Source organism: Epibacterium sp. Ofav1-8 (assembly GCF_022348185.1).
Lineage (GTDB): Bacteria > Pseudomonadota > Alphaproteobacteria > Rhodobacterales > Rhodobacteraceae > Epibacterium.
Genome location: NZ_JAKRFD010000015.1, coordinates 29,311 through 51,666 on the forward strand (window position 1 = coordinate 29,311; position 22,356 = coordinate 51,666).

Here is a 22,356-nt window from a genome sequence, read left to right on the forward strand (position 1 = left end):
TGCGGCACAGAGCCGCTTGTCATTCGTCCGCCCCGCGCCCTATGTCTCCTCCCATAGGAACAGCGCGGGGCCGAGGTGATGAGCGAGACATGTGATATCCTGATTTCAGGCGGCGGCATTGCCGGGCTGACCGCTGCGGCGACGTTTGCAGCGCGCGGATTTTCCGTGATCTGCGTCGACCCGACGGCCCCTGTGACCACGCGCGAGGACGCGGGCGCGGACCTGCGCACCACAGCGTTTCTGCAACCGGCAAAATCTCTGCTGGAGGATGCAGGGCTCTGGGCGCGGTTGGCCCCTTATGCCGCACCTTTGCAGATCATGCGCATCATCGACGCGGGCGGTGCCGAACCCGAACCGCGTGTGGTGCGAGAGTTCAATGCTGCAGAGATTTCCGAACTGCCCTTTGGCTGGAACCTGCCCAACTGGCTGCTGCGCCGCGAAATGCTGTCGCGCATCAAAGAGTTGGCCAATGCGGAGTTTCGCCCCGGCGTTGGCACCCAGAGCCTGTTCACCCGCACGAGCGAGGCCCGTGTGACCTTGAGTGATGGCGCGCGTGTGCGGTGCAAACTGGTGCTGGCCTGTGATGGGCGCGCCTCTCCCATGCGCGAGGCGGCAGGGATCGACGTGCAGACCACCCGTTACGGACAAAAGGCGCTGGCCTTTGCGGTCACCCATGATCTGCCGCATGAGAATGTGTCGACCGAAATTCACCGCACCGGTGGCCCCTTTACGCTGGTGCCCCTGCCGGATCTGGACGGGCGGCCCTCATCGGCGATTGTCTGGATGGAAACAAATGCCAACGCCGACCGGCTCGCAGCCCTTGATGAAACCGCATTTGAAGGCGAGATGAACACCCGCTCCTGCGGGGTGCTGGGGACGCTGAGACTGGCCTCGCGCCGCACCCTTTGGCCTATCATCAGCCAGCGCGCCGAACGGCTGGTGGGCGAGCGTCTGGCATTGATGGCCGAAGCGGCACATGTGGTGCCACCCATTGGGGCACAGGGGCTTAATATGTCGCTGGCGGATTTGCGGGTACTGATGGATCTGGTGGAGGCGCGCCCCGAGGGGCTGGGCGATCAGGCAATGCTGGATGCCTATGAGAAAGCCCGCCACAGCGATATCAGATTGCGGGTCAGCGGTATTGATCTGCTGAATCGTGCCTCGATGATCGAGGCCCGTCCGCTCAGGGATTTGCGGGCCGGTGGGCTGAACGCGCTGTATTCCCTGCCGCAGGTGCGCAAGATGCTGATGCAGATGGGGCTTGGCGTGCGATAGAAAACGGGCCTGTCCTATGGGACAGACCCGTGCCTCCGGCGGAGGTATTTTTGAAAAGATGAAGCCGTGTCAGAGCACTTGGTCGAGCACGGTTTTCAGCCGCGACAGCGTGCCGTTGACGTCATAGAGCTTATCAAGACCAAAGAGGCCAAGGCGGAAGGTCATAAACCCCTCAGGCTCGTCGACCGCGAGCGGCACGCCTGCGGCGATCTGCATGCCTTGGTCGGCGAATTTCTTGCCATTCTGGATCTGCGGATCATCGGTGTAGCTGACCACCACACCCGGCGCGCCAAAACCTTCGGCCGCCACAGAAATGACGCCTTTTTTCGCGAGCATTTCACGCACGCCATTGCCCAGTTTCCACTGCGCCTCGCGCAAGCGTTTGAAACCATATTCTTTGGTCTCCGCCATGGTATCACGGAACATGCGCAGCGCATCCGTGGGCATGGTGGCGTGATAGGCATGACCGCCGTCCTCATAGGCTTGCATGATCGCGCGCCATTTCTTGAGATCGAGGGCGAAGCTGTCGGAGGTGGTCTCATCCAGTCGGGCAAGCGCGCGTTTGGAGAGCATCACCAGCCCAGCAGACGGCGACGCGCTCCAGCCTTTTTGCGGAGCAGAGATCAGCACGTCGACACCGGTGGCCTTCATATCGACCCAAGCGCAGCCGGAGGCGATACAGTCCAGCACCATCAGCGCGCCGACCTCATGGGCGGCTGTGGCCATTTGGGTCACGTAGTCATCCGGCAAGATCACACCGGCCGCAGTTTCCACATGGGGCGCAAAAACGACGGCGGGTTTTTGGTCGCGGATCGCCTTGACGACCTCATCGATGGGGGCCGGAGCAAAGGGCGATTGCGCGGTATTGCCGGTCTGGCGCGCCTTCATGACACTGGCGGATTTGGTCAGGCCGCCTGTTTCAAAAATCTGGCTCCAGCGATAGGAGAACCAGCCATTGCGCACCACCAGCGTGTCCTGATTGCGGGCAAACTGGCGCGCGACGGCCTCCATCGCATAGGTCCCGCCACCGGGCACCAGCGCGGTCGCATCCGCCTTGTAGACCTCTTTCAGCATGGCGTTGATGTCCAGCATCACCTGCTGGAATTCCTTTGACATGTGATTGAGGGACCGGTCGGTGAACACCACCGAGAACTCATCCAGACCATCAGGGTCGACTGTCTCCAAGAGGGCCATGAGAAATCTCCTTGCTGCAATAGGGTCGGCTGGGGCCGGTTGTCTCTGTCATGGCAGAGCCGCCCCTCTGGCTCAAGCGCCACGTGGCTACAGCTCTTGTCGCAAAAGCCGTTAAATGCGCATCAGCCCAAGGGGCCGGGGCGGCGTTCTTCGGACAGGAGCACATTGGCGTCCACATTACCCGCCCCCGGCAAGGTCATGATCCGCCGCCGCAGGACGCGTTCGAAATCGGCAATGTCGCGGGCGACCACCCGCAGGCGATAGTCGTAAAACCCCAGCACATGCTCCACCGTCTGCACCTCCGGGATGGCCGAGACCGCGCGCTCAAAGTCATCAAGGCTGACACGCCCTTTGGTGGCCAGTTTGACGCCGACAAAAACGGTGACACCGAACCCCAGTTTCTCCAGATCAAGATCCAGCACCCGATGCGACAAAATCCCTGCCTCCTCCAGCCGCTTGATGCGTCGCCATGTAGCGGGCTGGCTGAGGCCTAGCGCGCGGCCAAGTGCGCCTGCGGTCTGGGTTGCGTCCTCCGACAGGGCCCGCAGGAGCGCCAGATCAATTTCGTCCAATTCGGTCATAGCGGCAGCGCCGTCCGTGTGGTGATCCGCGCCACATGCATCAGCGCCTCAATATCGGTGATATTCGGCAGTTGCAGGATGCGATCCCGATACAGCGCCTGATAATGGGCCATATCGCGCGCAATCACGCTGAGGCGCACATCGACCTGCCCAAGGAAGGTCTGGATCTCCAGCACCTCCGGGATTTCACGCGCGGCGGGGATGAATTCATCAAAAGCGCGTGGGTTGGTCTTATCAAGCGTCACCCGCAGTGAGACCTCAACCGCATAGCCTAAGGCCTGCCAGTCGATGACCGCGCGCGTGCCCTTTACGACACCGCCCTCACGTAACTTCTCCAGCCTGCGCGACAGGCGCGAGGCGGTGAGTCCCAGCCGGTCTGCCAGATCCGGCAGCGATTGGGTCGGGTCCTCCTGAAGGTTGCGCAATATGCGCCTGTCGAGATCATCAAGCATGATTACTACGGTAATCTACATTTTTGCGAATAGACACTGCAAAAAACAGTCAACTCGTATACCAATCGCTCTCGCATCTCCCGCCCTGCCGTCTATGATCGCTGTCAGATAGAAACTCAGGTCAAAGGATTGATCCGATGCGTGTGTACTACGACCGCGACTGCGACGTGAACCTCATCAAAGAAAAGAAAGTCGCCATCCTCGGCTATGGCTCGCAAGGTCACGCGCACGCGCTGAACCTGCGTGATTCCGGCGCAAAGAACCTTGTCATCGCCCTGCGCGAAGGCTCCCCCTCCGCCAAGAAAGCCGAAGGCGAAGGCCTGCAAGTGATGGGTATCGCCGAAGCGGCGGCCTGGTGTGACGTGATCATGTTCACCATGCCCGACGAGCTTCAGGCCGAGACCTACAAGAAATACGTGCATGACAACATCAAGCCGGGTGCCGCGATTGCATTCGCCCATGGCCTGAACGTGCACTTCGGCCTGATTGAGCCCAAAGAAGGCGTCGACGTCATCATGATGGCGCCCAAGGGCCCCGGCCACACCGTGCGCGGCGAATACACCAAAGGCGGCGGCGTGCCCTGCCTCGTGGCAGTCGAGAACGACGCATCCGGCTCCGCGCTGGAAACCGCGCTGTCCTATTGCTCCGCCATCGGTGGCGGTCGCTCCGGCATCATCGAGACCAACTTCCGCGAAGAATGCGAAACCGACCTGTTCGGCGAACAAGCCGTTCTCTGTGGCGGTCTGGTTGAACTGATCCGTTGCGGGTTTGAAACCCTCGTTGAGGCAGGCTACGCGCCGGAAATGGCCTATTTCGAGTGCCTGCACGAAGTGAAGCTGATCGTGGACCTGATCTACGAAGGCGGCATTGCGAACATGGATTACTCGATCTCCAACACCGCCGAGTACGGCCAGTATGTCACTGGCCCGCGCATCCTGAAGTACGACGAAACCAAAGCCCGCATGAAAGAAGTCCTCGCCGACATTCAGCAGGGTAAATTCGTGCGCGACTTCATGCTGGAAAACGCCGTGGGTCAGCCGACCATCAAAGCATCCCGTCGTGCCAACGACGAGCACGCGATCGAGGCCACCGGCGCCAAACTGCGTGAAATGATGCCTTGGATCTCTGCCGGCAAGATGGTCGACAAGTCCAAAAACTAAGGATCCCGTTTGCGGAGCCAAGGCTCCGCAGCCCGGACCTCTGCAGGGCGCCTCGGGACACCGGGGCGCCTTTTTCACGGTGTCACAGGCGTCGTTCTGCAACGAAACATGCCGCATTGACCTGTCCTCGCACCAGAGGTCATCTGCCCGCACGGCACCCAAGTTCAGTCAGCGCCCATTGTCAGGAGAAAACCATGCCGGAAATCGCCCCCCGTTACTGGGCCATGGTGGCCGCATTGGGTCTCACTTGGGGCGGGACATTCATGGTGGTCGAACTGGCACTGCGCGGGATCACCCCGTTTTGGCTCGCGTCCGGGAGGATCGGATTTGCGGCGCTGTTGTTGACCGCGATCTGGGGCCTGCGCGGGTTTCGCCTGTTTGAAGGGCGCTCCAACTGGCCCGTCGTGATCTACGTGGGTATTCTGAGCTCCACACTGCCCTTCATCCTGATCAGCTGGGGCCTGCAGCATGTGACCTCCGGTTTTGCAGGGGTCAGCATGTCGGCCATCCCGCTGATGGTTCTGCCGCTGGCGCATTTCTTCGCCTCAGAACCCCTGACCCTGCGTCGCCTGATCGGGGTGGTCATCGGCTTTTTCGGGGTCGCCCTGCTGATTGGCGGCCAGGCCTTTGAAAGCAATGGCTCCGATCTGGAATGGGCAGGCCGTCTTGCCTGCCTCGGTGCCGCGGCCTGCTATTCGGTCTCTTCGATCTCTGTTCGCCGCCTGCCGGAGGTCGATTCCGTTGGCCTTGCCGCAGTGCTCCTGCTGATCGGTGCCCTTGGCATAGTCCCCGCCGCCTGGGTGGTCGAAGGCCCGCCGCCCGTCATCTCGTCAGAAACCTGGATGTGGTTGGCAATTCTGGGTCTGATCCCAACCGCCGGAGCAAACCTGTTGCGCGTCCTGGTCATTCGCGGTGCAGGACCGACCTTCATGAGCCTCACCAATTATCTGGTCCCTGTCTGCGCCGTTTTCTTTGGTGCGGTGTTCCTCAGCGAAGCCCTGCCCGGCACGCTGCTGTGGGCCTTGGCCCTGATCCTCGCAGGAGTAGCACTCAGCCAATACGGCGCCTTAAAACGCCTGTTTGGCCTGACCTGAGGCTAAAGCACCAAGGCAAAATTCCCACTTATTCAGCTTTTCAGAAATATCTCGGGGGTGAGGGCTTCGCCCGAGGGGGCAGCGCCCCCTCTCGCGCGCCGAGCCAAAGGCTCGGCGCGCGGGTCCGCCCGGGCACCCGGGCGGAAAAACCTCAACGCGTCGCCGCCTCGACAGCCGCGACCACATCATCCACCGCGCGGTTCAGGAGGTCGGGATCCTCACTCTCTGCCATCACCCGGATCAGCGGCTCGGTGCCGGACTTCCGGATCAAGAGACGCCCATGCCCATTGAGCTGCCCTTCCGCATGCGCAATCGCATCCTGCACCGCATCCGCTTCCAGCGGGACCTGCCCTGCCTCAAAGCGCACGTTTTTCAACAGTTGGGGCACCGGTTCAAACTGCTGTGCCAACTCAGAGGCTTTCTGCTCCCGGCGCACCATCTCAGCCAGGAAATGCAGCCCCGCCATCAGCCCGTCGCCGGTTGTGGCATAGTCGCTCATCACGATGTGGCCGGATTGCTCACCACCGAGGTTAAAACCACCCTGCCGCATCCGCTCCACCACATAGCGGTCACCGACCCCTGTGCGTTCAAGGCCGATGCCACGATCATTCAGGAACCGTTCCAGACCGAGGTTGGACATCACCGTTGCCACCAGCGCGCCGCCGCTCAACCGCCCGTCCGCGGCCCAGGCGGACGCCAGAAGCGCCATCAGTTGATCGCCATCCGCAACGGTGCCGGTTTCGTCGATCACCACCACCCGGTCCGCATCGCCATCAAGGCAGATCCCCACATGGGCACCATGCGCCACCACGGTTTCTGCAGCGACAGCGGGCTTGGTAGAGCCGCAGCCGCGGTTGATGTTCTTGCCGTCCGGCGACACACCCACCGGGATCACATCAGCGCCCAGTTCCCACAATATTTCAGGAGCAGCCCGATGAGCCGCGCCATTGGCGCAATCGATCACCACCTTCAACCCGTCAAACCGCATATCGCGTGGCAGAGAGCTCTTGACCCGTTCACCGTACCGATATCTGGCTTCATCCACCCGCTTGGCCCGACCGATATGATCCGCCTGTGCAGGCTCAACCCCGGCCTCGATCAGCGCCTCCAGCTCCAGCTCGACCTCATCGGAAAGTTTGTAGCCATCGGGGCCAAAGAATTTGATGCCATTGTCTTCGGCCGGATTGTGGCTGGCGGAAATCATCACCCCCAGATCCGCCCGCATCGACCGAGTCATCAGCCCCACCGCAGGCGTTGGCACCGGCCCCAGGAGCAGCACATTCATCCCCGTCGAGGTCAGCCCCGCCGTCAGCGCGTTTTCAAACATATAGCCAGACAGCCGTGTGTCCTTACCGATCACCACCCGGTGCACGGTGTCTTTTTCACGGCGAAAATACCGACCGACGGCGGCCCCGATGCGCAACGCCATCTCGGCAGTCATGGGATGCAGATTGGCCTTGCCACGCACCCCATCGGTTCCAAAAAGTTTGCGCACCATAGCTGCTCCCCTGTCCGGCACACCGCCGGAGGAGGGTCCAACAGCTGCCGTGATCTCGTTATCTCGTGGCTTGCCACAGGCGCAGCGCCTGCGCCGTTTCCGCCACATCATGCACCCGTAGCAATTGCACGCCTTGGGCAAATCCCGCAAGTCCTACGGCAATTGACCCCGGCGCACGCCGTGCAGCCTGCGGTTCTTTGCCAATCGCGCCGATGAATCCCTTGCGCGAGACCCCCAGAAGGATCGGACAGCCAATACCGTGAAACAGGCTCAGATTGCGCAGCAGCGCAAGATTATGCGCCTCGCTCTTGCCAAACCCGATGCCCGGATCAATGACAATCTGTTCACGCAAAACACCGATGGCTTCCAGCTGGTCCACCTGCGCGGTAAGGAAATCATAGACGTCGAGCACCACATTGTCGTAATTCGGGTTTTCCTGCATGGTCTTGGGATCCCCCTGCGCATGCATGACGCAGACCGGCACCCCGGCCTGTGCCGCCAGCGGCGCCAGGGCGGCGTCAAAGGTAAAGCCCGACACATCATTGATGAGGGACGCGCCCGCCTCAAGTGCTTCCATGCCGACAGTGGCCTTGCGGGTGTCGATGGAAATCGCCACATCGCTTGCCTCGCGGATCGCGGCAATCACCGGCGCGGTTCGGGCGATCTCTTCCATTTCCTCAACTTCAACCGCGCCCGGGCGCGTGCTTTCGCCCCCCACATCGATGATCGAAGCGCCATCTGCTGCCATCTGCAGGGCAGCATCGCGGGCCGCTGCCAATTCGTCGTGTTTGCCACCGTCCGAGAAACTGTCGGGCGTGACATTGAGGATGCCCATGATGTGCGGCTGCGTCATGTCCAGCCCGGCGATGGCGGCGCGGCGGCTCATCAGGCGAAACCGGACCTCTTCGGGCAACAGGCCCGCGGGCACAATCCGCGGCGGGCCGTTGCGATCCAGAACTTCGACCTCGGTAAACCAGAGCGCGCTTCCGGCGAGATGAAGCGCCCCTTCGGGACGTGCTTCACCGTGACGAACCAGGGGGCGGTAGTAACTCACAGGGTTTGTTGCTCCTCAGCATGGGCGCGCAGGGGAACGCCGGGGTTTTCCGGCAGATCGGCGCCAATCACGATCATTTCTTCAGCTTCGAAAGTAGACGCGAACCAGGCCGCAAGTGCAACCGCATTCGACGGCGGCTCGCTCGGCCCCTCGACCGCATCCAGCACGATCTTCGACGGCGCCCAGACGCAGATCTGCCCGTTCTTCATCGCCCAGTCCAGCTCGGTGCGGGTGGCGACCACCACGCAGCGGTCATCCCGCGCCGCCAGACGCCAGGCGTTCTGCTCGATCGCCAGCAGATCGATACGGCGCTGGGTCCATTTGTGCCCGGTCTGCGGCAGCGCCAGATCATGCGCCCCAACGCAGAGGATCAGGGGGCGCTCGCGGCATTCCATCTGGTCGATCCAGCCCGTCAGATTGGCACTGTCGATGGCGGTATTCGACAGGAACATCAGTCGGGGATGTGGGCGAATGTCCTCTTCGACGTCATGCGAGATCTGATCGGCGGAGCGCACGATCTCGACACCCAGGGCGCCAGGGCCGCGATCCAGCTTCTCGATCCGCACAAAGGCGCGCACCGCCTGCGGCTCCCAGAGGATGCGTTCGGCCACCCGTTCGGCGAGGGTTTCCAGCAGTGCCAGCCGTTCGCGCGCCAGTTCATGTGCGATCGCCTCTGTCACCTTGTCGTAGGAGAGGATGCGATCCACGTCGTCATCGAGGTCCGCCGGCAGCGGCGCGATTTCCACCACCACGTTGAAACAGACGCGCTGCGTGGTGCCCCGCTCCTGCTGGAACGCGCCGATCTCGACGTCGACAATGTGGTCCCGCAGCGAGATGCGGTCCAGCGGACCCGGGCGGGCTGTTGCAGCCGACCGTTCGGAGGGATGTGCGAAGGCGAGGTGAATGTCAGAACTCATGGGCGTGGCCTTTGGCTGGCTTTGGATCGTAGGCGACCTGTGTCAGGAGTCACAGGTTTATGCGCGTTTTATTCGCATAACAGGCCCAGAGTCGCCGTGCCAGAGACGGAAAGCGGCGCATTTACGCCGCAGACGCACCCCAAAACGGTCTTTTAGTTCGACGCGGTGCGGAACCGCTCGTCCCGGTAGAAAAGATGCACACCGATGCGTGCGGTCTTGGTGAACGAGCGCGACCAACGCGGTTTCACCGCCGTGGTGTGATAATACGTCGCCCCCTGGGTCAGTTTCGGGTTCACCCCATCCAGGATCAGCCGCGCCACCTTGGCCACCCGCTCAAAGGCGCGCGGCTCGCGGATCACTTCCTTGTGGCCATCGCAGGTATAGGTGAACTGGCACTGGTACTTGCGTCCTGTACCCTGGTTGATGACACCGCAGACCGTATTGGGGAACTGGGCGCTCTTGACCCGGTTCAGGATCACCTCGGCCACCGCGAACTGCCCCTTCACGGTCTCGCCCCGCGCTTCGAAGTAGAGCGCCTCTGCCAGACAGGCGAATTCGCTACCGCCCGAGGCCTCGGGCCGGCTGTCGAGAAAGGCGCGGGTAAACTGCACCTTGGTCACGTTTTTGGTCCGCGCCTGGCGCTTGCCCCCGAGGAACCGCAGCATGCGTTCCTTCGGTGCCGCCTGAAGCGTGGTTTGCTCCTGCTTGAAAAGCGCATCCAGCCCCACATCCGCAGAGGCCATGCGACCGCCTAGTGCTGCCGCGATCACAGCGACCCACATCAGAGTTCGTTTCATTTCAGGGTACCCCCGGTCCTACAGCGTGCCGCGACCAAACGGACGCAGACGACGGCACCGCGTAACGGAAATGTATCAAAACGTCCAGTCAGCCGAAGGTATACCCGCTATGCTCCGAGGATCATGCCAGAGTATCGATCTTCCAAGCGCATTTCAAAGCGCCTGAAATTGTTAGCTTTTTAGGTATGTCGGCGCAATTTGGCCGGTTTTGTCCGAGATCGCCAGCTGCGCTGCTGCAAGCCGTGCAACAGGCACCCGGAACGGGGAACAGGAAACGTAATCAAAGCCCGCCGCGCGACAAAACGCAATCGATTCGGGGTTGCCGCCGTGCTCTCCACAGATCGACAGGGTGATTTCCGGTTTTGCCATGCGGCCGCGCTGCACGCCGAGCTGCAACAGCTCCCCAACGCCGTCCACGTCAAGCACATGGAACGGGTCCTCGGGGAACACGCCCTGCTGCACATAGGCCGACATGAACCGCCCGGCGTCGTCCCGCGACAGACCGTAGGTCATCTGCGTGAGGTCGTTGGTCCCGAAACTCATGAACGCCGTGTGCACCGCAATCTCATCCGCGCGCAACGCGGCCCGCGGCGTTTCCACCATCACCCCCAGCCGATAGGTGAAATCAACGCCACGCTCGGATTTCACCGCCGCCGCCACCGCATCGATGCGGGTCTTGACCAGTTCTACCTCGCGTTTGGCCGACACCAGCGGGATCATGATTTCCGGCACCACCGGATCGCGTTCATGCGAGGCCTCCAGCGTGGCCTCGAAAATCGCCCGGGCCTGCATGTCGTAGATCTCTGGCACCGTCACCCCCAGGCGCACGCCGCGCAGGCCCAGCATGGGATTGTATTCGCCCATTTCCTCGACCCGGCGGGTCACATCGCTCACCGGCAGCCCCAGCGCTTCGGACAGCTCGCGCTGGCCGGCATTGGTGGTGGGCAGGAATTCATGCAACGGCGGATCGAACAGGCGGATGCAGACCGGCATCCCTTCCATGATCCGGAACAGCTCGCGGAAGTCCTTGCGCTGCATTGGCAACAGCCGCGCCAATACCGCCGCCCGACCGGCAGAGGTCTCGGCAAAGATCATCTCACGCATCACCGTCAGACGACCGGGATCAAAGAACATATGCTCGGTCCGGCACAGACCGATGCCCTGGGCGTTGAAATTGCGCGCGGTCTGCGCGTCCGCCGGCGTATCGGCATTGGCGCGGATGTCGATGTCGCGCGCCTGGTCGGCCCAGCCCATCAATGTCTGGAACGCATCGTCCTGCGCCGCCTCCAGCATCGCAGGCTCCCCTGCCAGTACCTGACCGGAGGTCCCGTCCACCGTGATCGTATCGCCCGCCTTGAACACGCGCCCATCCGGAGCGGTCAACTGCTTGCGCCGGCTGTCGAACCGCAGGCTGGACGCGCCCACGATACACGGCAGGCCAAGCCCGCGCCCGATCACCGCTGCGTGGCTGGTCATGCCCCCCTTTTCGGTCAACACCCCCGCCGCCGCATGCATGCCGCGCACATCTTCGGGCGAGGTCTCCCGCCGCGCCAGGATACAGGGCTCACCGCGCGATTTGCTGGCCTGGGCCTCCGCCGCGGTGAACACCAGACGTCCGGTCGCCGCGCCGGGGCTGGCGGCGATCCCGCTGCCGATGACATCGCGTTTTGCCTCCGGGTCCACCTGCCGGTGCAACAACTCGTTCATCGAATGGGCGTCCACCCGCATCACCGCCTCTTCCGGCGGGATGATACCATCCTCGGCCAGCTGCACCGCGATCCGAACCGCCGCCCGCGACGACCGCGCCACCCGCACCCCGTCAAGGATATGCACGCGCCCGTTCTCGATCACGAACTCCACCTGCATCTCGGCGCGCAGCTTGACCCGCATCAGCGCCGCATGCGCCTTCAGCTCGACAAAGGCCTCTGGCGCCAGCTCCTCCAGCGACGGGCCGCGTTCGTCCCGTTCCAGATAGATCGATTCCGCATCGCTGCCCAATGCGTCGCGCCCCTGGCTCTGGCTCAGGTAACGCCCCGTGATCTGCGGCAGACCGGTCTGCGAATCCACCAGCTGCAACACGCCGGAGCCGCATTCGCCCTGCCCCAGCCCCGGCACCATTTCCTGCACGATCAGGCCAAGCCCCGCATCCGCCGGCGCGCCCTTGGCCGCCCGCAACAGCCGCGCCGAGGTGCCCTCCCAGGCCCGCGCCATCGTGCGCAGGACTGCCGCCAGCTGCTCGCCCGGATCCTGCGGGAACGGCTCTTCGGCTTCGGCCTCATAGGCCTGCAACATTTCGCTCAGCGCATCCGGGCCGCCGTCCTCGACATCCTCGAACACATCCGGATCCAGCCGCGCCACATGCACCGCGTAGGATTGTACAAACCGCAGATAAAGCGCCGCCGCCGCCTCGGGGCCAAGCGTGTCGCTCAGATCCACATAGCGCGCATCATTCATGCCGATGTTCAGCACCGCACCGGGGCCACCCCAATCGGGATCTTCCGACGACGGGCGCACACAAAGCAGCGCATCGGGGCGCAGATCGGCAAGGATCGCCTTGACGTCGACCATGTAGCCTTCGGCGATTTCATGCACCGCGTCAAAGGACAGCGCCACGGTCTGCGGCACCGGCAGGTCCAGCCGCACCAGCCGCTGCAAGCATTTCGCCCGTCCGCCATGGGTCTGATTGGCAATCGGCGCGGTCGCGGTGATCAAAGTGGCCTTCGGGGTAGTCTCCATCGGTGCGTCCCCTTTGTGCTTCTGCAATGCAGCAATCCTCCCTGACCCCGAGCATAAGGCGCGCCCACACGCCCGCAAGGGGGAAGCGCGCCGCTGTTGTGACAAAAACGGCCCTCACCAAGACTGGAGAGGGCCGCTGGTCTGGCAAAAAGGCGCGGAGGATCAGCCCTCGATACGGCTGAGATCGGCAACCTGACCGCAGACCTTGCGGATCTGGCTCAGCAGGTTCAGCCGGTTGCGGCGCACCACCTGATTGTCGGAGTTCACCTGCACCGCCTCGAAAAACGCATCCACCGGCGCGCGCAATGCGGCCATGCCGCCCATGGCGGCCGCGAAATCCTCGGCCTCGATGGCCGAGGAGATCGCCCCCTCGCCCGCTGCAAGCGCATCAAACAGCGCTGCTTCCGCCGCATCCTCGATGAATTTCTTGTCGGCCCCGTAGGAATATTCGACCCCGTCCTTTTCCTCGGCCTGCGACAGGATGTTGTTGGCGCGTTTGAACCCTTGCAGCAGGTTCTCGCCATCCTCCGACGACATGAACGCCTCCAGCGCGCGCGCCCGTTTCACCAAGAGCGTCAGGTCGTCATTGCCCTCCATCGCAATACAGGCGTCGATCACATCATGACGAATTCCCTGATCGCGCAGGAAGACTTTTAGGCGGTCGTGGAAGAAGGAGAGGAGGTGGTTCGATTTGCATGATGATACCTCTTTGATGCTTGGGGTATCTTCAAGGTGAGCTTTCGCCTCTTTAACTTTTGTCTTCGCAAACTCGACCGAGGAGGCAGCCTCATCCACCAAGACTTCCTTATTTGGAAAGGCTAGTGGCAACTCTTCGCGCTTTCTCAATACCTCTATGGCAGCTTCCAAGTCACGTTCCTTGCTGGAGCACTTTAAACGTCTTTGATTGGTCTCAGTGCTTCGAATTAGCGAAAAGAGAGTACTGGATAGAGTAAACCGCACATTATTCGATAGCACCAAGCGGATCACACCAAGCGCGGCACGGCGCAGCGCGTAAGGGTCTTTGGACCCGGTGGGCTTTTCATCAATCGCCCAGAACCCCGTGAGCGTGTCGATCTTGTCCGCGAGCGCCACAGCCACAGATACTGGCTCTGTCGGCACCTCATCGCTGGGGCCCAGCGGCGAATAATGCAGCTGACAGGCCTTGGCGACCTCTTGCGGCAGCCCGGCGGCCTGAGCGTAATAGCGCCCCATCAGACCCTGCAGTTCGGGGAACTCATAGACCATCTCGGAGCTGAGGTCCGCCTTGGCGACCTTCGCCGCCTGTTCCGCCAGATCCGCATCCGCGCCCACAACGGGGGCGATTTCGCGCGCCAGCGCCGCGATCCGGTCGATCCGTGCGGCTTGCGTGCCGAGCTTGTTGTGGAACGTCACATTGGACAGGCTCTCCAGCCAGCCTTCCATGCCGACCTCGGATTTCGCGATGCGCAAGTCGTTCTCCCAGAAGAACTTCGCATCCGCCAGACGCGCGCTCAACACCTTTTGGTTGCCCGCCAGAATGGTGGCGCCATTGTCGGCGGTTTCGCGGTTGGCCACGGTGATGAACTTCTCGATCCGCCCGGTCTTGGGGTTCTTTACCGAGAAAAACTTCTGGTGTTCCTTCATCGAGGTTTGCAGCACCTCCGGCGGCAGGTCGAGGAACTCCGCATCAATCGAGCCCATCAGCACCACCGGCCATTCCACCAGCCCTGCAACCTCAGCCAGAAGGCCCTTGTCATCGACGACCTCAAGGCCCGAGGCAAAAGCCTGATTGGTGGCATCCTGCCAGATCGCCGCCTCGCGTTCTTTTGGGTCGAGTAGCACAAAGGCGCGTTTCAGCTTGGCGGCGTAGTCCTCAAATCCGGTGACAGACACCCGCGCGGGCGCCATGAAGCGATGGCCGCAGGTTGTATCGCCGGATGTGATGCCGTCGATATCCAGCGGCACCACCTCGTTGCCGTCTTCGCGCGTCAACACGCACAGAATCGAATGCAGGGGCCGCACCCAGCGCAAAGACCCAGCACCCCAGCGCATGGATTTGGGCCATGGGAAGTTGCGAATGGTGTCTTCCAGCACCTCGGCAATGATCTCTGCCGCAGGCCGTCCCGGTTTCTCAATGATTGCGAAATAGACCGCCCCCTTGGGGGTGTCGCGCTCCTCAAGCTGATCGCGGCTCAGACCTGCGCCCCGCAAAAAACCCTCAATCGCCTTGTCGGGCGCGCCTACTTTGGGGCCTTTGCGCTCTTCACGCACGGTGGGGGAATGATCGAGCAGCCCCTCAATGGCCAGCGTCAGGCGGCGCGGCGTGGTCAGCGCATGTGCGCCGGCATAGGTCAGACCCGCCTCGACCAGACCGTCGGTCATCCGCTTCTTCAAATCTTCGCCCGCGCGCGCCTGCATGCGGGCGGGGATTTCCTCGGAGAAAAGTTCGATCAGAAGATCAGCCATTACGAGTCCTCAACGGTTCGGATCTGCCGTGCGTTCACGGCAATAAGGGATGTGGCAACAGACGCGCCTGCGCCCGTCAGTTGGTTTGCGGCCGTTTGGGGCATTCCTCGCCCACAATGGTGCCGTCATAGGCCTTTTCGCCACAGTTGTTCAGTTCGTGCCAGACGTAACCCCGCCCATCCTCGGTGATGGCCACGATCCGGTCGACACCAAATTCGATGTTCTTTTCAGAGATAAACGCCTGCGCGCGCCCGTCTTTCAGGGCCGCGCCGATCTCTGCGGCATCAAAACAGTCAAACCAGCCCGGCGCATTGCGCGGATCCTGCGCTTCCGACAGCTGATAGAGCTGCGCCACCTCTGCCGGTTTCAGCGGCGTGGTGAAACAGGCGCGATAGCGGATCGGGGAACTGTCGGCGTCAATGGCCTGGAAATCGCCATAGGCGATGGGCTCCGGGGTTTCGCCGCCGAGAGGCATCAACACCACGTCCTGCCCGGGCTGCGCGGCGACCTCGTCGTAGTAGCCGTAGACTTGCAGATAATACATCGCGATCCCCGCCACGAGGCCAGAGACCACGAGGATGATCGACAGGATCTTTCCGGTCATGTCAGATGCTCCCTTGCGCCGCTCAGGCCGCTGTTTCGCCCGCAGTCTCGCCGGTGTGTCCGCCCGCCTCGGTCAGCACAAAGGCATCGGCGCATTGCTTTGCCAGCGTGCGCACGCGCCCGATGTAGGCCTGACGCTCGGTCACGGAGATCACACCGCGCGCATCCAAGAGGTTAAAGATATGCGAGGCCTTGATGCACTGGTCATAGGCCGGATGCGCCATGATGATGCGCTTGCCGGTCTTGGGGTCCATATGTTCTTGGGCGAGGATCGCGGCACATTCGGCCTCGGCTTCCTCGAAATGACGCAAGAGCACCTCGGTATTGGCCACGTCAAAATTCCAGCGCGCGTATTCTTCTTCGGTCTGCTTGAAGATATCGCCATATGTCAGCGGTTGTGGCGACTGCGGATCGTTGAAGGGCATGTCCATCACGTGGTCGATGCCCAGAATATACATCGCCAGACGTTCCAGACCGTAGGTCAGCTCGCCCGAGACCGGGTGGCAATCATGGCCGCCGACCTGCTGGAAATAGGTAAACTGGCTGACTTCCATACCGTCGCACCAGACTTCCCAGCCCAGCCCCCAGGCCCCCAGCGTCGGGCTTTCCCAGTCGTCCTCGACAAAGCGGATATCGTGCAGCTCCATATCGACGCCGATGGCCTCCAGGGAGCCGAGATACAGCTCCTGCAAGTCCGGCGGGCTGGGTTTGATCAGCACCTGATACTGGTAGTAATGCTGCAAGCGGTTCGGGTTTTCACCGTAGCGCCCGTCCGTGGGGCGGCGCGAGGGCTGCACGTAAGCCGCGGCCCATGCGTTGGAGCCGAGCGAGCGCAGCGTGGTTGCCGGGTGAAAGGTGCCCGCGCCCACCTCCATGTCATAGGGCTGCAGGATGGCGCAGCCCTTGGAGGCCCAATAGGTCTGCAAACGCAGGATGATCTCCTGAAACGAACGCGGGGCGGTGGTCTGGGTCATGTCTCTTCCCTTTAGGGCATCGGCGCGCCCGCCCTGGCCGGACCGCAGGGGCCCCGCATGGACGGTGCAATGTTCGACCGTCTTCCTATGCAAGCCCCCCGGCGGGGTCAACGGCCCCGTGCGCCGCAGGGCACTGTGGCCACCATGACACGGGGAAAAATCCCGGGGATGTGTCGAAGATGAGAAACATTTACACTTTACACGTCAATGTGCGGATCATCGCCGTTCCCTTTGGGGTCACAAAGTGGTTACCTGCGCGGCGAACAAAATCCGTTTCTTCGTACAGAGGTTGAGCAATGAAGAACCTAATTGCCTCGGTGTTGTGGGCATTGACCATGTGCCTCGCAGCACTTCCGGGCGTTTCGCAGGCCCAACAGTCGGGCGTTGGCGGCGTCTGGATCCAGGTGGCCGCCCGCCCCTCGCTCCAGGAAGCGCAGGAAGAGGCCCGCGATTTCGCTTCTCGCCTGCCCGATGTGTCGGGATATGCGCTCGGTGGCGGCTGGTACGGCATCGTCATCGGCCCCTATGCCCGCCCCGACGCCGAACAGGTGCTGCGCGTCTACCGCGCCGAAGGCCAGATCCCACGTGACAGTTTCATCACCTTTTCGGGCAATCTGCGCACCCGCTTCTACCCGGTCGGGGCCGAGGCGGACGTGCCGTCTACCGCGCCGCTGACCAACACCGAGACCGAGGAAGAGGTCGCCCCTGTTGCCGAGGCTGCGCCCGTGGACACCACGGTGCCGGATGAAACCCCGGCACAAGCCCGCCAGAGCGAACGCGCCCTCACCCGTGACGAACGGATGGATCTGCAAATCGCGCTGAAGGCCGCAGGGTTCTATACCGCGGGCATCGACGGTGCCTTTGGCCGTGGCACCCGGGCCTCCATGTCCGACTGGCAGGCCGCGCGCGGCTATGAGCCCACCGGCGTGCTCACCACCGGGCAGCGCCAGGCGCTCATGGATGAATACAATGCGCCGCTGATCTCCACCGGGATGGCGCGCCACACCGATGCGCGTGCCGGCATCGCACTGGACCTGCCCCTGGGCGAGGTTGCTTTCAGCCGCTACGAGCCGCCCTTTGCGCATTTCGAACCCGCCGGAGACCTCGGCGTGCAGGTTCTGCTGATTTCCCAGCCGGGCAACCGCCGCACGCTCTATGGTCTCTATGACATCATGCAGACGCTGGAAATCGTGCCGCTGGACGGTCCGCGCGAACGCTCCGGTGATCGCTTCACCCTGGAGGGGCGCAACGACGAGATCGTCTCTTATACCGAAGCGCGTCTGGACAATGGCGAGATCAAGGGCTTCACTCTGGTCTGGCCCGCCGGTGACGAGGCACGCCGCACCCGGGTGCTGTCGGCCATGCAACAGAGCTTTACCCGGCTGGACAACGTTCTCGACCCGGCCGCCGGCATGGATGACGCGCAGTCGATCGACCTCGTCTCCGGCCTGGAGGTGCGCAAGCCGCGCCTGTCGCGCTCCGGGTTCTTCGTGACTGCAAACGGGATCGCCGTCACCACGGCAGACGTCGTGAACGGATGTGGCCGCGTCACCATCGACCGCGACGTGACTGCCGATGTGCTGCTGGCGGATGCCGAGGCGGGCATCGCGGTCCTGAAGCCGCAGCAGGCGCTGACGCCGATGGCCACGGCCCCGCTTGCGGCCACGGCCCCGCGCCTGCGCAGCGCGCTTGCGGTATCGGGCTATTCCTACGGTGGTGTGCTTGGTGCTCCCAGCCTGACCTGGGGCGCGCTCAGCGACCTCAGCGGCCTTCAGGGCGAGAGCCACCTGGCCCGTCTGGAACTGACCGCTCAGCCCGGTGATGCCGGCGGGCCGCTGCTGGACAAGGACGGGACCGTGCATGGCATGCTGCTGCCCGAAGCCACGGACGGGCCGACCCTGCCCGAGGGCGTGCGCTTTGCGCTCAAGGGCGAGGTGATCCGCATGGCGCTCGACAAGGCCGGCGTCGGCATGCCAGCCACCCAGGCCGCAGCCACCGGCGAGCTGCCGATGTCGTTGCTGCAAAAAGAGGCCACCGGCCTCACCACCCTGGTGAGCTGCTGGGACTGATTCCGCACAACAACAAATAAAAAAGAGGCTCCCGAAGCGAACTTCGGGAGCCTCTTTTATTATGCACGATCACCGAAGAGACCGGGGGCAGCCCCGGCTCTTATGGCCGCGATCAGCCTTCGATGGCGGTAATCATGTCGACACGGGTGCCGTGGCGGCCGCCTTCGAACTCGGCATCGACAAAGGCGTCGACGATCTCAAGCGCCACGCCTTCGCCAACGACGCGTGCGCCGATCGACAGCATGTTGGCGTTGTTGTGGGCACGGATCATCTGCGCAGAGAATGTATCAGAGCAGACACCGCAGCGGATGCCCTTGACCTTGTTTGCGGCCATCATGATGCCCTGACCGGTGCCACAGAGGACAATTCCGAGGTCGCTCTCGCCTGAGGCCACATGACGTGCGGCGGCCTCACCATGGGTCGGGTAATGGGTGCTTTCCGGAGAGGTCGGCCCGAGGTCGGTCACGCTGAAGCCACGCGCCTCCAGGTGTTTGGCGATGGTTTGGCGCAGCGCAATGGCGGCGTGATCACTGGAAAGTACGATGCGGTTACTGGCAGTCATGATGCGGTCATCCCATGGTCCAGGGCCGATCCCGGCCCCGGTTTAGGTGGATCAGGTGGGGTTCACCCGTCCCTTACCCGGATTCAACACAGGGGCAAAGCCCCCAATCCGCCGCGCCACGCCCGATCAGTAGGCGTGGACGCGCCCGTCCCAGGTGTGGAAACACCCCGTTGTATCAAGCGACAGCACGTCGAATTCACGGATCAGCCCCACCGCGCTCTCCTGCGCCGTGATCTCGCCGTCCTGCCCGCCCATATCGGTACGCACCCAGCCCGGGTGATAGATGCCCACGGCGATGCCTTCGGGTTTCAGGTCGGTGGCGAGATTACGCCCGATATTGAGCGCCGCCGCCTTTGACGCGCGATAGGCGTAGGATCCCCCCGGTGCGCGGGCGTGGCTGGCCATCTGCGACGAAATGATCGCGATCTTCGGCGCCTCTGCCAGCTTCAAGTTCGGCAGCATCGCCTGCACGGTCAGGAACACGCCGGTCACATTGACCGCCAGGGATTTTGCCCAGACTTCGGCAGTATAGTCATTCAACGCCATGGATTTATCGAGATACACCCCCGCGTTGCAGATCAGCAGGTCGACCGGATCGCCCTTGATCTGCGCCGCAAAGCGCGCCTGCTGGCCCGGGTCGCTCACATCGAGCCGCGTGCCCGAGGAATGATCCCGCGAGGTCCCGGTCACCCGGTCGCCGCGGGCGGCCAGCCTTGTTTTCAGCTCGCGTCCGATCCCGCGGCTGCTGCCTGTCACGACCACATGCATTGGCGGTCTCCTTCCTGTCTGCTTTGCCTGTATACACCGGCCAGCGATCGGGTCCACCAATCTGCGGGACGGAGATGCCTCAATTTGTCTTGCGTGTCGGGGCGAAGGGCAACGGCAGCACCGGCACCCCGTCTTCGATCAGGGCTTTGGCCTCTTCGGGTTTTGCCTCGCCATGGATCGAGCGTTTCGGCGTCTCGCCCAGATACATGTCACGCGCCTGTTTGGCAAAATCGGTGCCCACATAGTCTGAATTCGCCTCGACCTGCTTTTTCAGCTCGGTGATCGCGGCCTCCAGCTCGTTTGCGGGTGCGGCAAGCGACGTCGGCGCGGGCGGCGCCGTTCCCGCCACCGCCGGTTGCGTCTCGCCCGGCTCTTCGGGGGTGGCGACGGTGGTGGCCGCGCGCCCAGAGCGCACTCTGGGCGCCATCAGAGCCTTCTCGACGCTGGTCGAACCGCATTCGGTGCAGGCAACCAGGCCTGCGCCGCGCAGTTTTTCGTAGGCCTCGGCGGACTGGAACCAGCTCTCGAACCCATGCCCTTCGGCGCATTTCAGTGCGTAACGTATCATGTTCTGTCTCGTCCTCAGAGGCGCCGATTAAATACGGCTGAGCGGCGTTTGCAAGGCCCCCCTGCCATCCGCCCCGGCTTCTGCCACCGCAGGTGACGTCACGGCCCCGGTGGCGCGAAGGATGACAGCAGCGCCGCAAGCTCCGGTTCGGCCACCTGTTTCGCCGCACGCCGCAGCGACATCCATGCCCGCCTGCGCTCCCCCCGCTCGGGGAACTGCGTCGCCAGACCGCGCACGCGGAGCGGAAAAACATCAACCCGGCAGGCCAGTGCGGTCGCGTTCTCGCGCGTTTTGACATAGCTGAACCTGCCGATCCGCCCGTCCAGCGCCTGCCCACGCACGCCAGCCTCTTCCCAGGCTTCGATCGTGGCCGCTTCGGCGGCAGTTTTGCCGTCCATCGGCCAGCCCTTGGGGATGATCCAGCGACCGGTCCGCCGCGAGGTCACCAGCAGCACCTTGACCCGCCCCTTGGCGGTGATCCGATAGCACAATGCCCCCACCTGCGGGTGCAGCTGCCGGTCGTCCTGCGGATCACTCACATCCAAGACCAACGCCATGGCGGGTCCCATCCTCTCTCGCCCAGCGGCACCGGCGGAGCGGTGTCAGCCCGGCGCGCCGACATCCCGGGCCGCAGCCAGAGCGTGCCTAGCATTGGTTAACAATTCTTTTACCACCACTCCGGTCGAGGCGCATGGCGACACGCCGGTGGCATATCTCGCCCGCTCTGACAGCCCTGTATGACATCGGGATGACACCCGCGGGCCCGGGGCGCGCGGATCACGGCGACAGCCTCTGCCGGAGCCGGTTCACCATGTCGGGATAAGGCACATCCGCCTCGATTGCCAACCGGCGCAACGCGAAATGTACATGCGCCATTTCCTGATAATACCCGGAATAGACGTAGTTGACGCTGCCCCCCGCCACGGCCCCAAGCACCGGCACCATCTGCGCTGCAAGCTTGGGCCCAAGCGCCACCGCCAGACGCGGGGCAACCACTGCGATCAACTGCGACAGCCCGGCCCCCGACAGCCCCAGCCGCAGGGTCAGGAACCCGGTGTCCGCGCCATCGTCATGGGCCATGGGACCGGCGGCGGCAAAGACCTCGACCGCGTCGAACCGCACGCTTTTGGCATCGGGATCAAAGCCGTATTCCTCTGCGACGCCTTGAATGCTGCGCATCAAAAACGTCGTCGTCGCGGGCAATTCCACCAGTGCCCCCGGCAGCCCGGCCGCGCCGCCCACCAGACCCATCGTGGTACTGACCCAGCGATTGGTCTGGGCCGGCTGGTCCGGCACCATCCGCCGACTGAGCGCCGCGCCGCGCACCGACAGATGCAGCGCCTGCAACACCGCGCCTTCCACCGCGCCACGCATGGGGCCCGGCAGTCGACGCATCAGGTCTTCGCCCTGCCCGCCCAGCGCATTCAACAGCCGCATGCCAAAACTGCCCGCCGCCCGGTAGCGCGCGGCAATTGCAGTCAGCTCGGCCTCGACGTCCCGTACCGTCAGGCTGCGCCCGCTCTGTTCCAGAATTTCACCCGGCAGTTCGCCCATGTGCGACCTCGTCCCCATTGCGCCTGCTACAAGAGATCAGCAGCCTAGGGCACGG

The 22,356-nt window shown here is 63.1% G+C and carries 20 protein-coding genes; 4 read left to right on the forward strand and 16 right to left on the reverse strand.

Going from position 1 to position 22,356, the window contains the following annotated elements; all coding sequences use genetic code 11:
- Nucleotides 1–78: 78 nt before the first annotated feature.
- Entirely contained in the window at nt 79–1,275 is a 1,197-nt protein-coding gene (locus tag MHM97_RS19680; RefSeq protein WP_239324722.1) for a UbiH/UbiF family hydroxylase, read from the forward strand.
- A gap of 69 nt (nt 1,276–1,344) precedes the next feature.
- Here MHM97_RS19680 and MHM97_RS19685 read toward each other — a convergent pair whose 3' ends face one another.
- The 3 genes from MHM97_RS19685 to MHM97_RS19695 form a co-directional block, all read right to left on the reverse strand.
- Nucleotides 1,345–2,469 carry an aminotransferase class V-fold PLP-dependent enzyme gene (locus MHM97_RS19685; protein ID WP_239324725.1) on the reverse strand — a complete coding sequence of 375 codons (1,125 nt, stop codon included), beginning with the start codon at nt 2,467–2,469 and terminating at the stop codon, nt 1,345–1,347.
- A 122-nt stretch (nt 2,470–2,591) separates the two neighbouring features.
- On the reverse strand, nt 2,592–3,050 hold the full coding sequence (locus MHM97_RS19690) for an Lrp/AsnC family transcriptional regulator (RefSeq protein WP_009176804.1): 459 nt from the start codon (nt 3,048–3,050) through the stop codon (nt 2,592–2,594).
- The gene (locus tag MHM97_RS19695; RefSeq protein WP_009176894.1) at nt 3,047–3,502 is read right to left on the reverse strand and encodes an Lrp/AsnC family transcriptional regulator; all 456 of its coding nucleotides are present in this window, start codon (nt 3,500–3,502) and stop codon (nt 3,047–3,049) included. Before MHM97_RS19695 ends, MHM97_RS19690 begins: the two co-directional genes overlap by 4 nt.
- A gap of 137 nt (nt 3,503–3,639) precedes the next feature.
- Between MHM97_RS19695 and ilvC the strand changes: the two genes are divergently transcribed.
- Both ilvC and MHM97_RS19705 read left to right on the forward strand, forming a co-directional pair.
- Nucleotides 3,640–4,662: a ketol-acid reductoisomerase gene (ilvC, locus tag MHM97_RS19700; protein ID WP_239324727.1), complete on the forward strand. Its 1,023-nt coding sequence runs from the start codon at nt 3,640–3,642 to the stop codon at nt 4,660–4,662.
- 194 nt (nt 4,663–4,856) lie between these two features.
- Complete coding sequence (locus MHM97_RS19705) at nt 4,857–5,756, forward strand: DMT family transporter (protein ID WP_239324729.1); 900 nt, start codon at nt 4,857–4,859, stop codon at nt 5,754–5,756.
- Between the two features lie 151 nt (nt 5,757–5,907).
- Here MHM97_RS19705 and glmM read toward each other — a convergent pair whose 3' ends face one another.
- The 8 genes from glmM to MHM97_RS19745 form a co-directional block, all read right to left on the reverse strand.
- The gene (glmM, locus tag MHM97_RS19710; protein ID WP_239324920.1) at nt 5,908–7,251 is read right to left on the reverse strand and encodes a phosphoglucosamine mutase; all 1,344 of its coding nucleotides are present in this window, start codon (nt 7,249–7,251) and stop codon (nt 5,908–5,910) included.
- A 61-nt stretch (nt 7,252–7,312) separates the two neighbouring features.
- The gene (gene folP / locus MHM97_RS19715) at nt 7,313–8,308 is read right to left on the reverse strand and encodes a dihydropteroate synthase (RefSeq protein WP_239324731.1); all 996 of its coding nucleotides are present in this window, start codon (nt 8,306–8,308) and stop codon (nt 7,313–7,315) included.
- Nucleotides 8,305–9,225, reverse strand: a complete 921-nt coding sequence (locus MHM97_RS19720; protein WP_239324733.1) for a dihydroneopterin aldolase — start codon at nt 9,223–9,225, stop codon at nt 8,305–8,307. The genes folP and MHM97_RS19720 overlap by 4 nt, the downstream gene beginning before the upstream one ends.
- 152 nt (nt 9,226–9,377) lie before the next feature.
- Nucleotides 9,378–10,022, reverse strand: coding sequence for a cell wall hydrolase (locus MHM97_RS19725; RefSeq protein WP_239324735.1), 645 nt, complete (start codon nt 10,020–10,022; stop codon nt 9,378–9,380).
- Between the two features lie 171 nt (nt 10,023–10,193).
- The gene (locus MHM97_RS19730) at nt 10,194–12,758 is read right to left on the reverse strand and encodes a putative PEP-binding protein (protein WP_239324737.1); all 2,565 of its coding nucleotides are present in this window, start codon (nt 12,756–12,758) and stop codon (nt 10,194–10,196) included.
- A gap of 162 nt (nt 12,759–12,920) precedes the next feature.
- The gene (glyS, locus tag MHM97_RS19735; RefSeq protein ID WP_239324739.1) at nt 12,921–15,203 is read right to left on the reverse strand and encodes a glycine--tRNA ligase subunit beta; all 2,283 of its coding nucleotides are present in this window, start codon (nt 15,201–15,203) and stop codon (nt 12,921–12,923) included.
- Nucleotides 15,204–15,279: 76 nt separating this feature from the next.
- Nucleotides 15,280–15,807: a DUF6446 family protein gene (locus tag MHM97_RS19740; protein ID WP_239324741.1), complete on the reverse strand. Its 528-nt coding sequence runs from the start codon at nt 15,805–15,807 to the stop codon at nt 15,280–15,282.
- Between the two features lie 22 nt (nt 15,808–15,829).
- Nucleotides 15,830–16,780, reverse strand: a complete 951-nt coding sequence (locus MHM97_RS19745) for a glycine--tRNA ligase subunit alpha (protein WP_239324743.1) — start codon at nt 16,778–16,780, stop codon at nt 15,830–15,832.
- Between the two features lie 296 nt (nt 16,781–17,076).
- Between MHM97_RS19745 and MHM97_RS19750 the strand changes: the two genes are divergently transcribed.
- The gene (locus tag MHM97_RS19750) at nt 17,077–18,849 is read left to right on the forward strand and encodes a trypsin-like peptidase domain-containing protein (protein ID WP_239324745.1); all 1,773 of its coding nucleotides are present in this window, start codon (nt 17,077–17,079) and stop codon (nt 18,847–18,849) included.
- A gap of 112 nt (nt 18,850–18,961) precedes the next feature.
- Here the strand turns inward: MHM97_RS19750 and rpiB are convergent, their stop codons facing one another.
- The 5 genes from rpiB to MHM97_RS19775 all read right to left on the reverse strand — a co-directional run bounded on the left by rpiB (nt 18,962) and on the right by MHM97_RS19775 (nt 22,301).
- Complete coding sequence (rpiB, locus tag MHM97_RS19755; RefSeq protein WP_239324747.1) at nt 18,962–19,411, reverse strand: ribose 5-phosphate isomerase B; 450 nt, start codon at nt 19,409–19,411, stop codon at nt 18,962–18,964.
- Between the two features lie 126 nt (nt 19,412–19,537).
- Nucleotides 19,538–20,179, reverse strand: a complete 642-nt coding sequence (locus tag MHM97_RS19760) for an SDR family NAD(P)-dependent oxidoreductase (protein WP_239324749.1) — start codon at nt 20,177–20,179, stop codon at nt 19,538–19,540.
- Between the two features lie 79 nt (nt 20,180–20,258).
- Nucleotides 20,259–20,747 carry a DUF1178 family protein gene (locus MHM97_RS19765; protein ID WP_239324751.1) on the reverse strand — a complete coding sequence of 163 codons (489 nt, stop codon included), beginning with the start codon at nt 20,745–20,747 and terminating at the stop codon, nt 20,259–20,261.
- A gap of 98 nt (nt 20,748–20,845) precedes the next feature.
- Nucleotides 20,846–21,304: an NUDIX hydrolase gene (locus MHM97_RS19770; protein ID WP_239324753.1), complete on the reverse strand. Its 459-nt coding sequence runs from the start codon at nt 21,302–21,304 to the stop codon at nt 20,846–20,848.
- 220 nt (nt 21,305–21,524) lie between these two features.
- Complete coding sequence (locus MHM97_RS19775) at nt 21,525–22,301, reverse strand: EcsC family protein (protein ID WP_239324755.1); 777 nt, start codon at nt 22,299–22,301, stop codon at nt 21,525–21,527.
- Nucleotides 22,302–22,356 lie beyond the last annotated feature (55 nt).

Excerpts from the sequence above, each read along its gene's own strand:
- MHM97_RS19680 (WP_239324722.1), top strand. The coding sequence starts at position 79 with ATGAGCGAGACATGTGATATCCTGATTTCAGGCGGCGGCATTGCCGGG.
- MHM97_RS19685 (WP_239324725.1), bottom strand. The coding sequence starts at position 2,469 with ATGGCCCTCTTGGAGACAGTCGACCCTGATGGTCTGGATGAGTTCTCG.
- MHM97_RS19690 (WP_009176804.1), bottom strand. The coding sequence starts at position 3,050 with ATGACCGAATTGGACGAAATTGATCTGGCGCTCCTGCGGGCCCTGTCG.
- MHM97_RS19695 (WP_009176894.1), bottom strand. The coding sequence starts at position 3,502 with ATGCTTGATGATCTCGACAGGCGCATATTGCGCAACCTTCAGGAGGAC.
- ilvC (WP_239324727.1), top strand. The coding sequence starts at position 3,640 with ATGCGTGTGTACTACGACCGCGACTGCGACGTGAACCTCATCAAAGAA.
- MHM97_RS19705 (WP_239324729.1), top strand. The coding sequence starts at position 4,857 with ATGCCGGAAATCGCCCCCCGTTACTGGGCCATGGTGGCCGCATTGGGT.
- MHM97_RS19720 (WP_239324733.1), bottom strand. The coding sequence starts at position 9,225 with ATGAGTTCTGACATTCACCTCGCCTTCGCACATCCCTCCGAACGGTCG.
- MHM97_RS19725 (WP_239324735.1), bottom strand. The coding sequence starts at position 10,022 with ATGAAACGAACTCTGATGTGGGTCGCTGTGATCGCGGCAGCACTAGGC.
- MHM97_RS19730 (WP_239324737.1), bottom strand. The coding sequence starts at position 12,758 with ATGGAGACTACCCCGAAGGCCACTTTGATCACCGCGACCGCGCCGATT.
- glyS (WP_239324739.1), bottom strand. The coding sequence starts at position 15,203 with ATGGCTGATCTTCTGATCGAACTTTTCTCCGAGGAAATCCCCGCCCGC.
- MHM97_RS19740 (WP_239324741.1), bottom strand. The coding sequence starts at position 15,807 with ATGACCGGAAAGATCCTGTCGATCATCCTCGTGGTCTCTGGCCTCGTG.
- MHM97_RS19745 (WP_239324743.1), bottom strand. The coding sequence starts at position 16,780 with ATGACCCAGACCACCGCCCCGCGTTCGTTTCAGGAGATCATCCTGCGT.
- MHM97_RS19750 (WP_239324745.1), top strand. The coding sequence starts at position 17,077 with ATGAAGAACCTAATTGCCTCGGTGTTGTGGGCATTGACCATGTGCCTC.
- rpiB (WP_239324747.1), bottom strand. The coding sequence starts at position 19,411 with ATGACTGCCAGTAACCGCATCGTACTTTCCAGTGATCACGCCGCCATT.
- MHM97_RS19760 (WP_239324749.1), bottom strand. The coding sequence starts at position 20,179 with ATGCATGTGGTCGTGACAGGCAGCAGCCGCGGGATCGGACGCGAGCTG.
- MHM97_RS19765 (WP_239324751.1), bottom strand. The coding sequence starts at position 20,747 with ATGATACGTTACGCACTGAAATGCGCCGAAGGGCATGGGTTCGAGAGC.
- MHM97_RS19770 (WP_239324753.1), bottom strand. The coding sequence starts at position 21,304 with ATGGCGTTGGTCTTGGATGTGAGTGATCCGCAGGACGACCGGCAGCTG.
- MHM97_RS19775 (WP_239324755.1), bottom strand. The coding sequence starts at position 22,301 with ATGGGCGAACTGCCGGGTGAAATTCTGGAACAGAGCGGGCGCAGCCTG.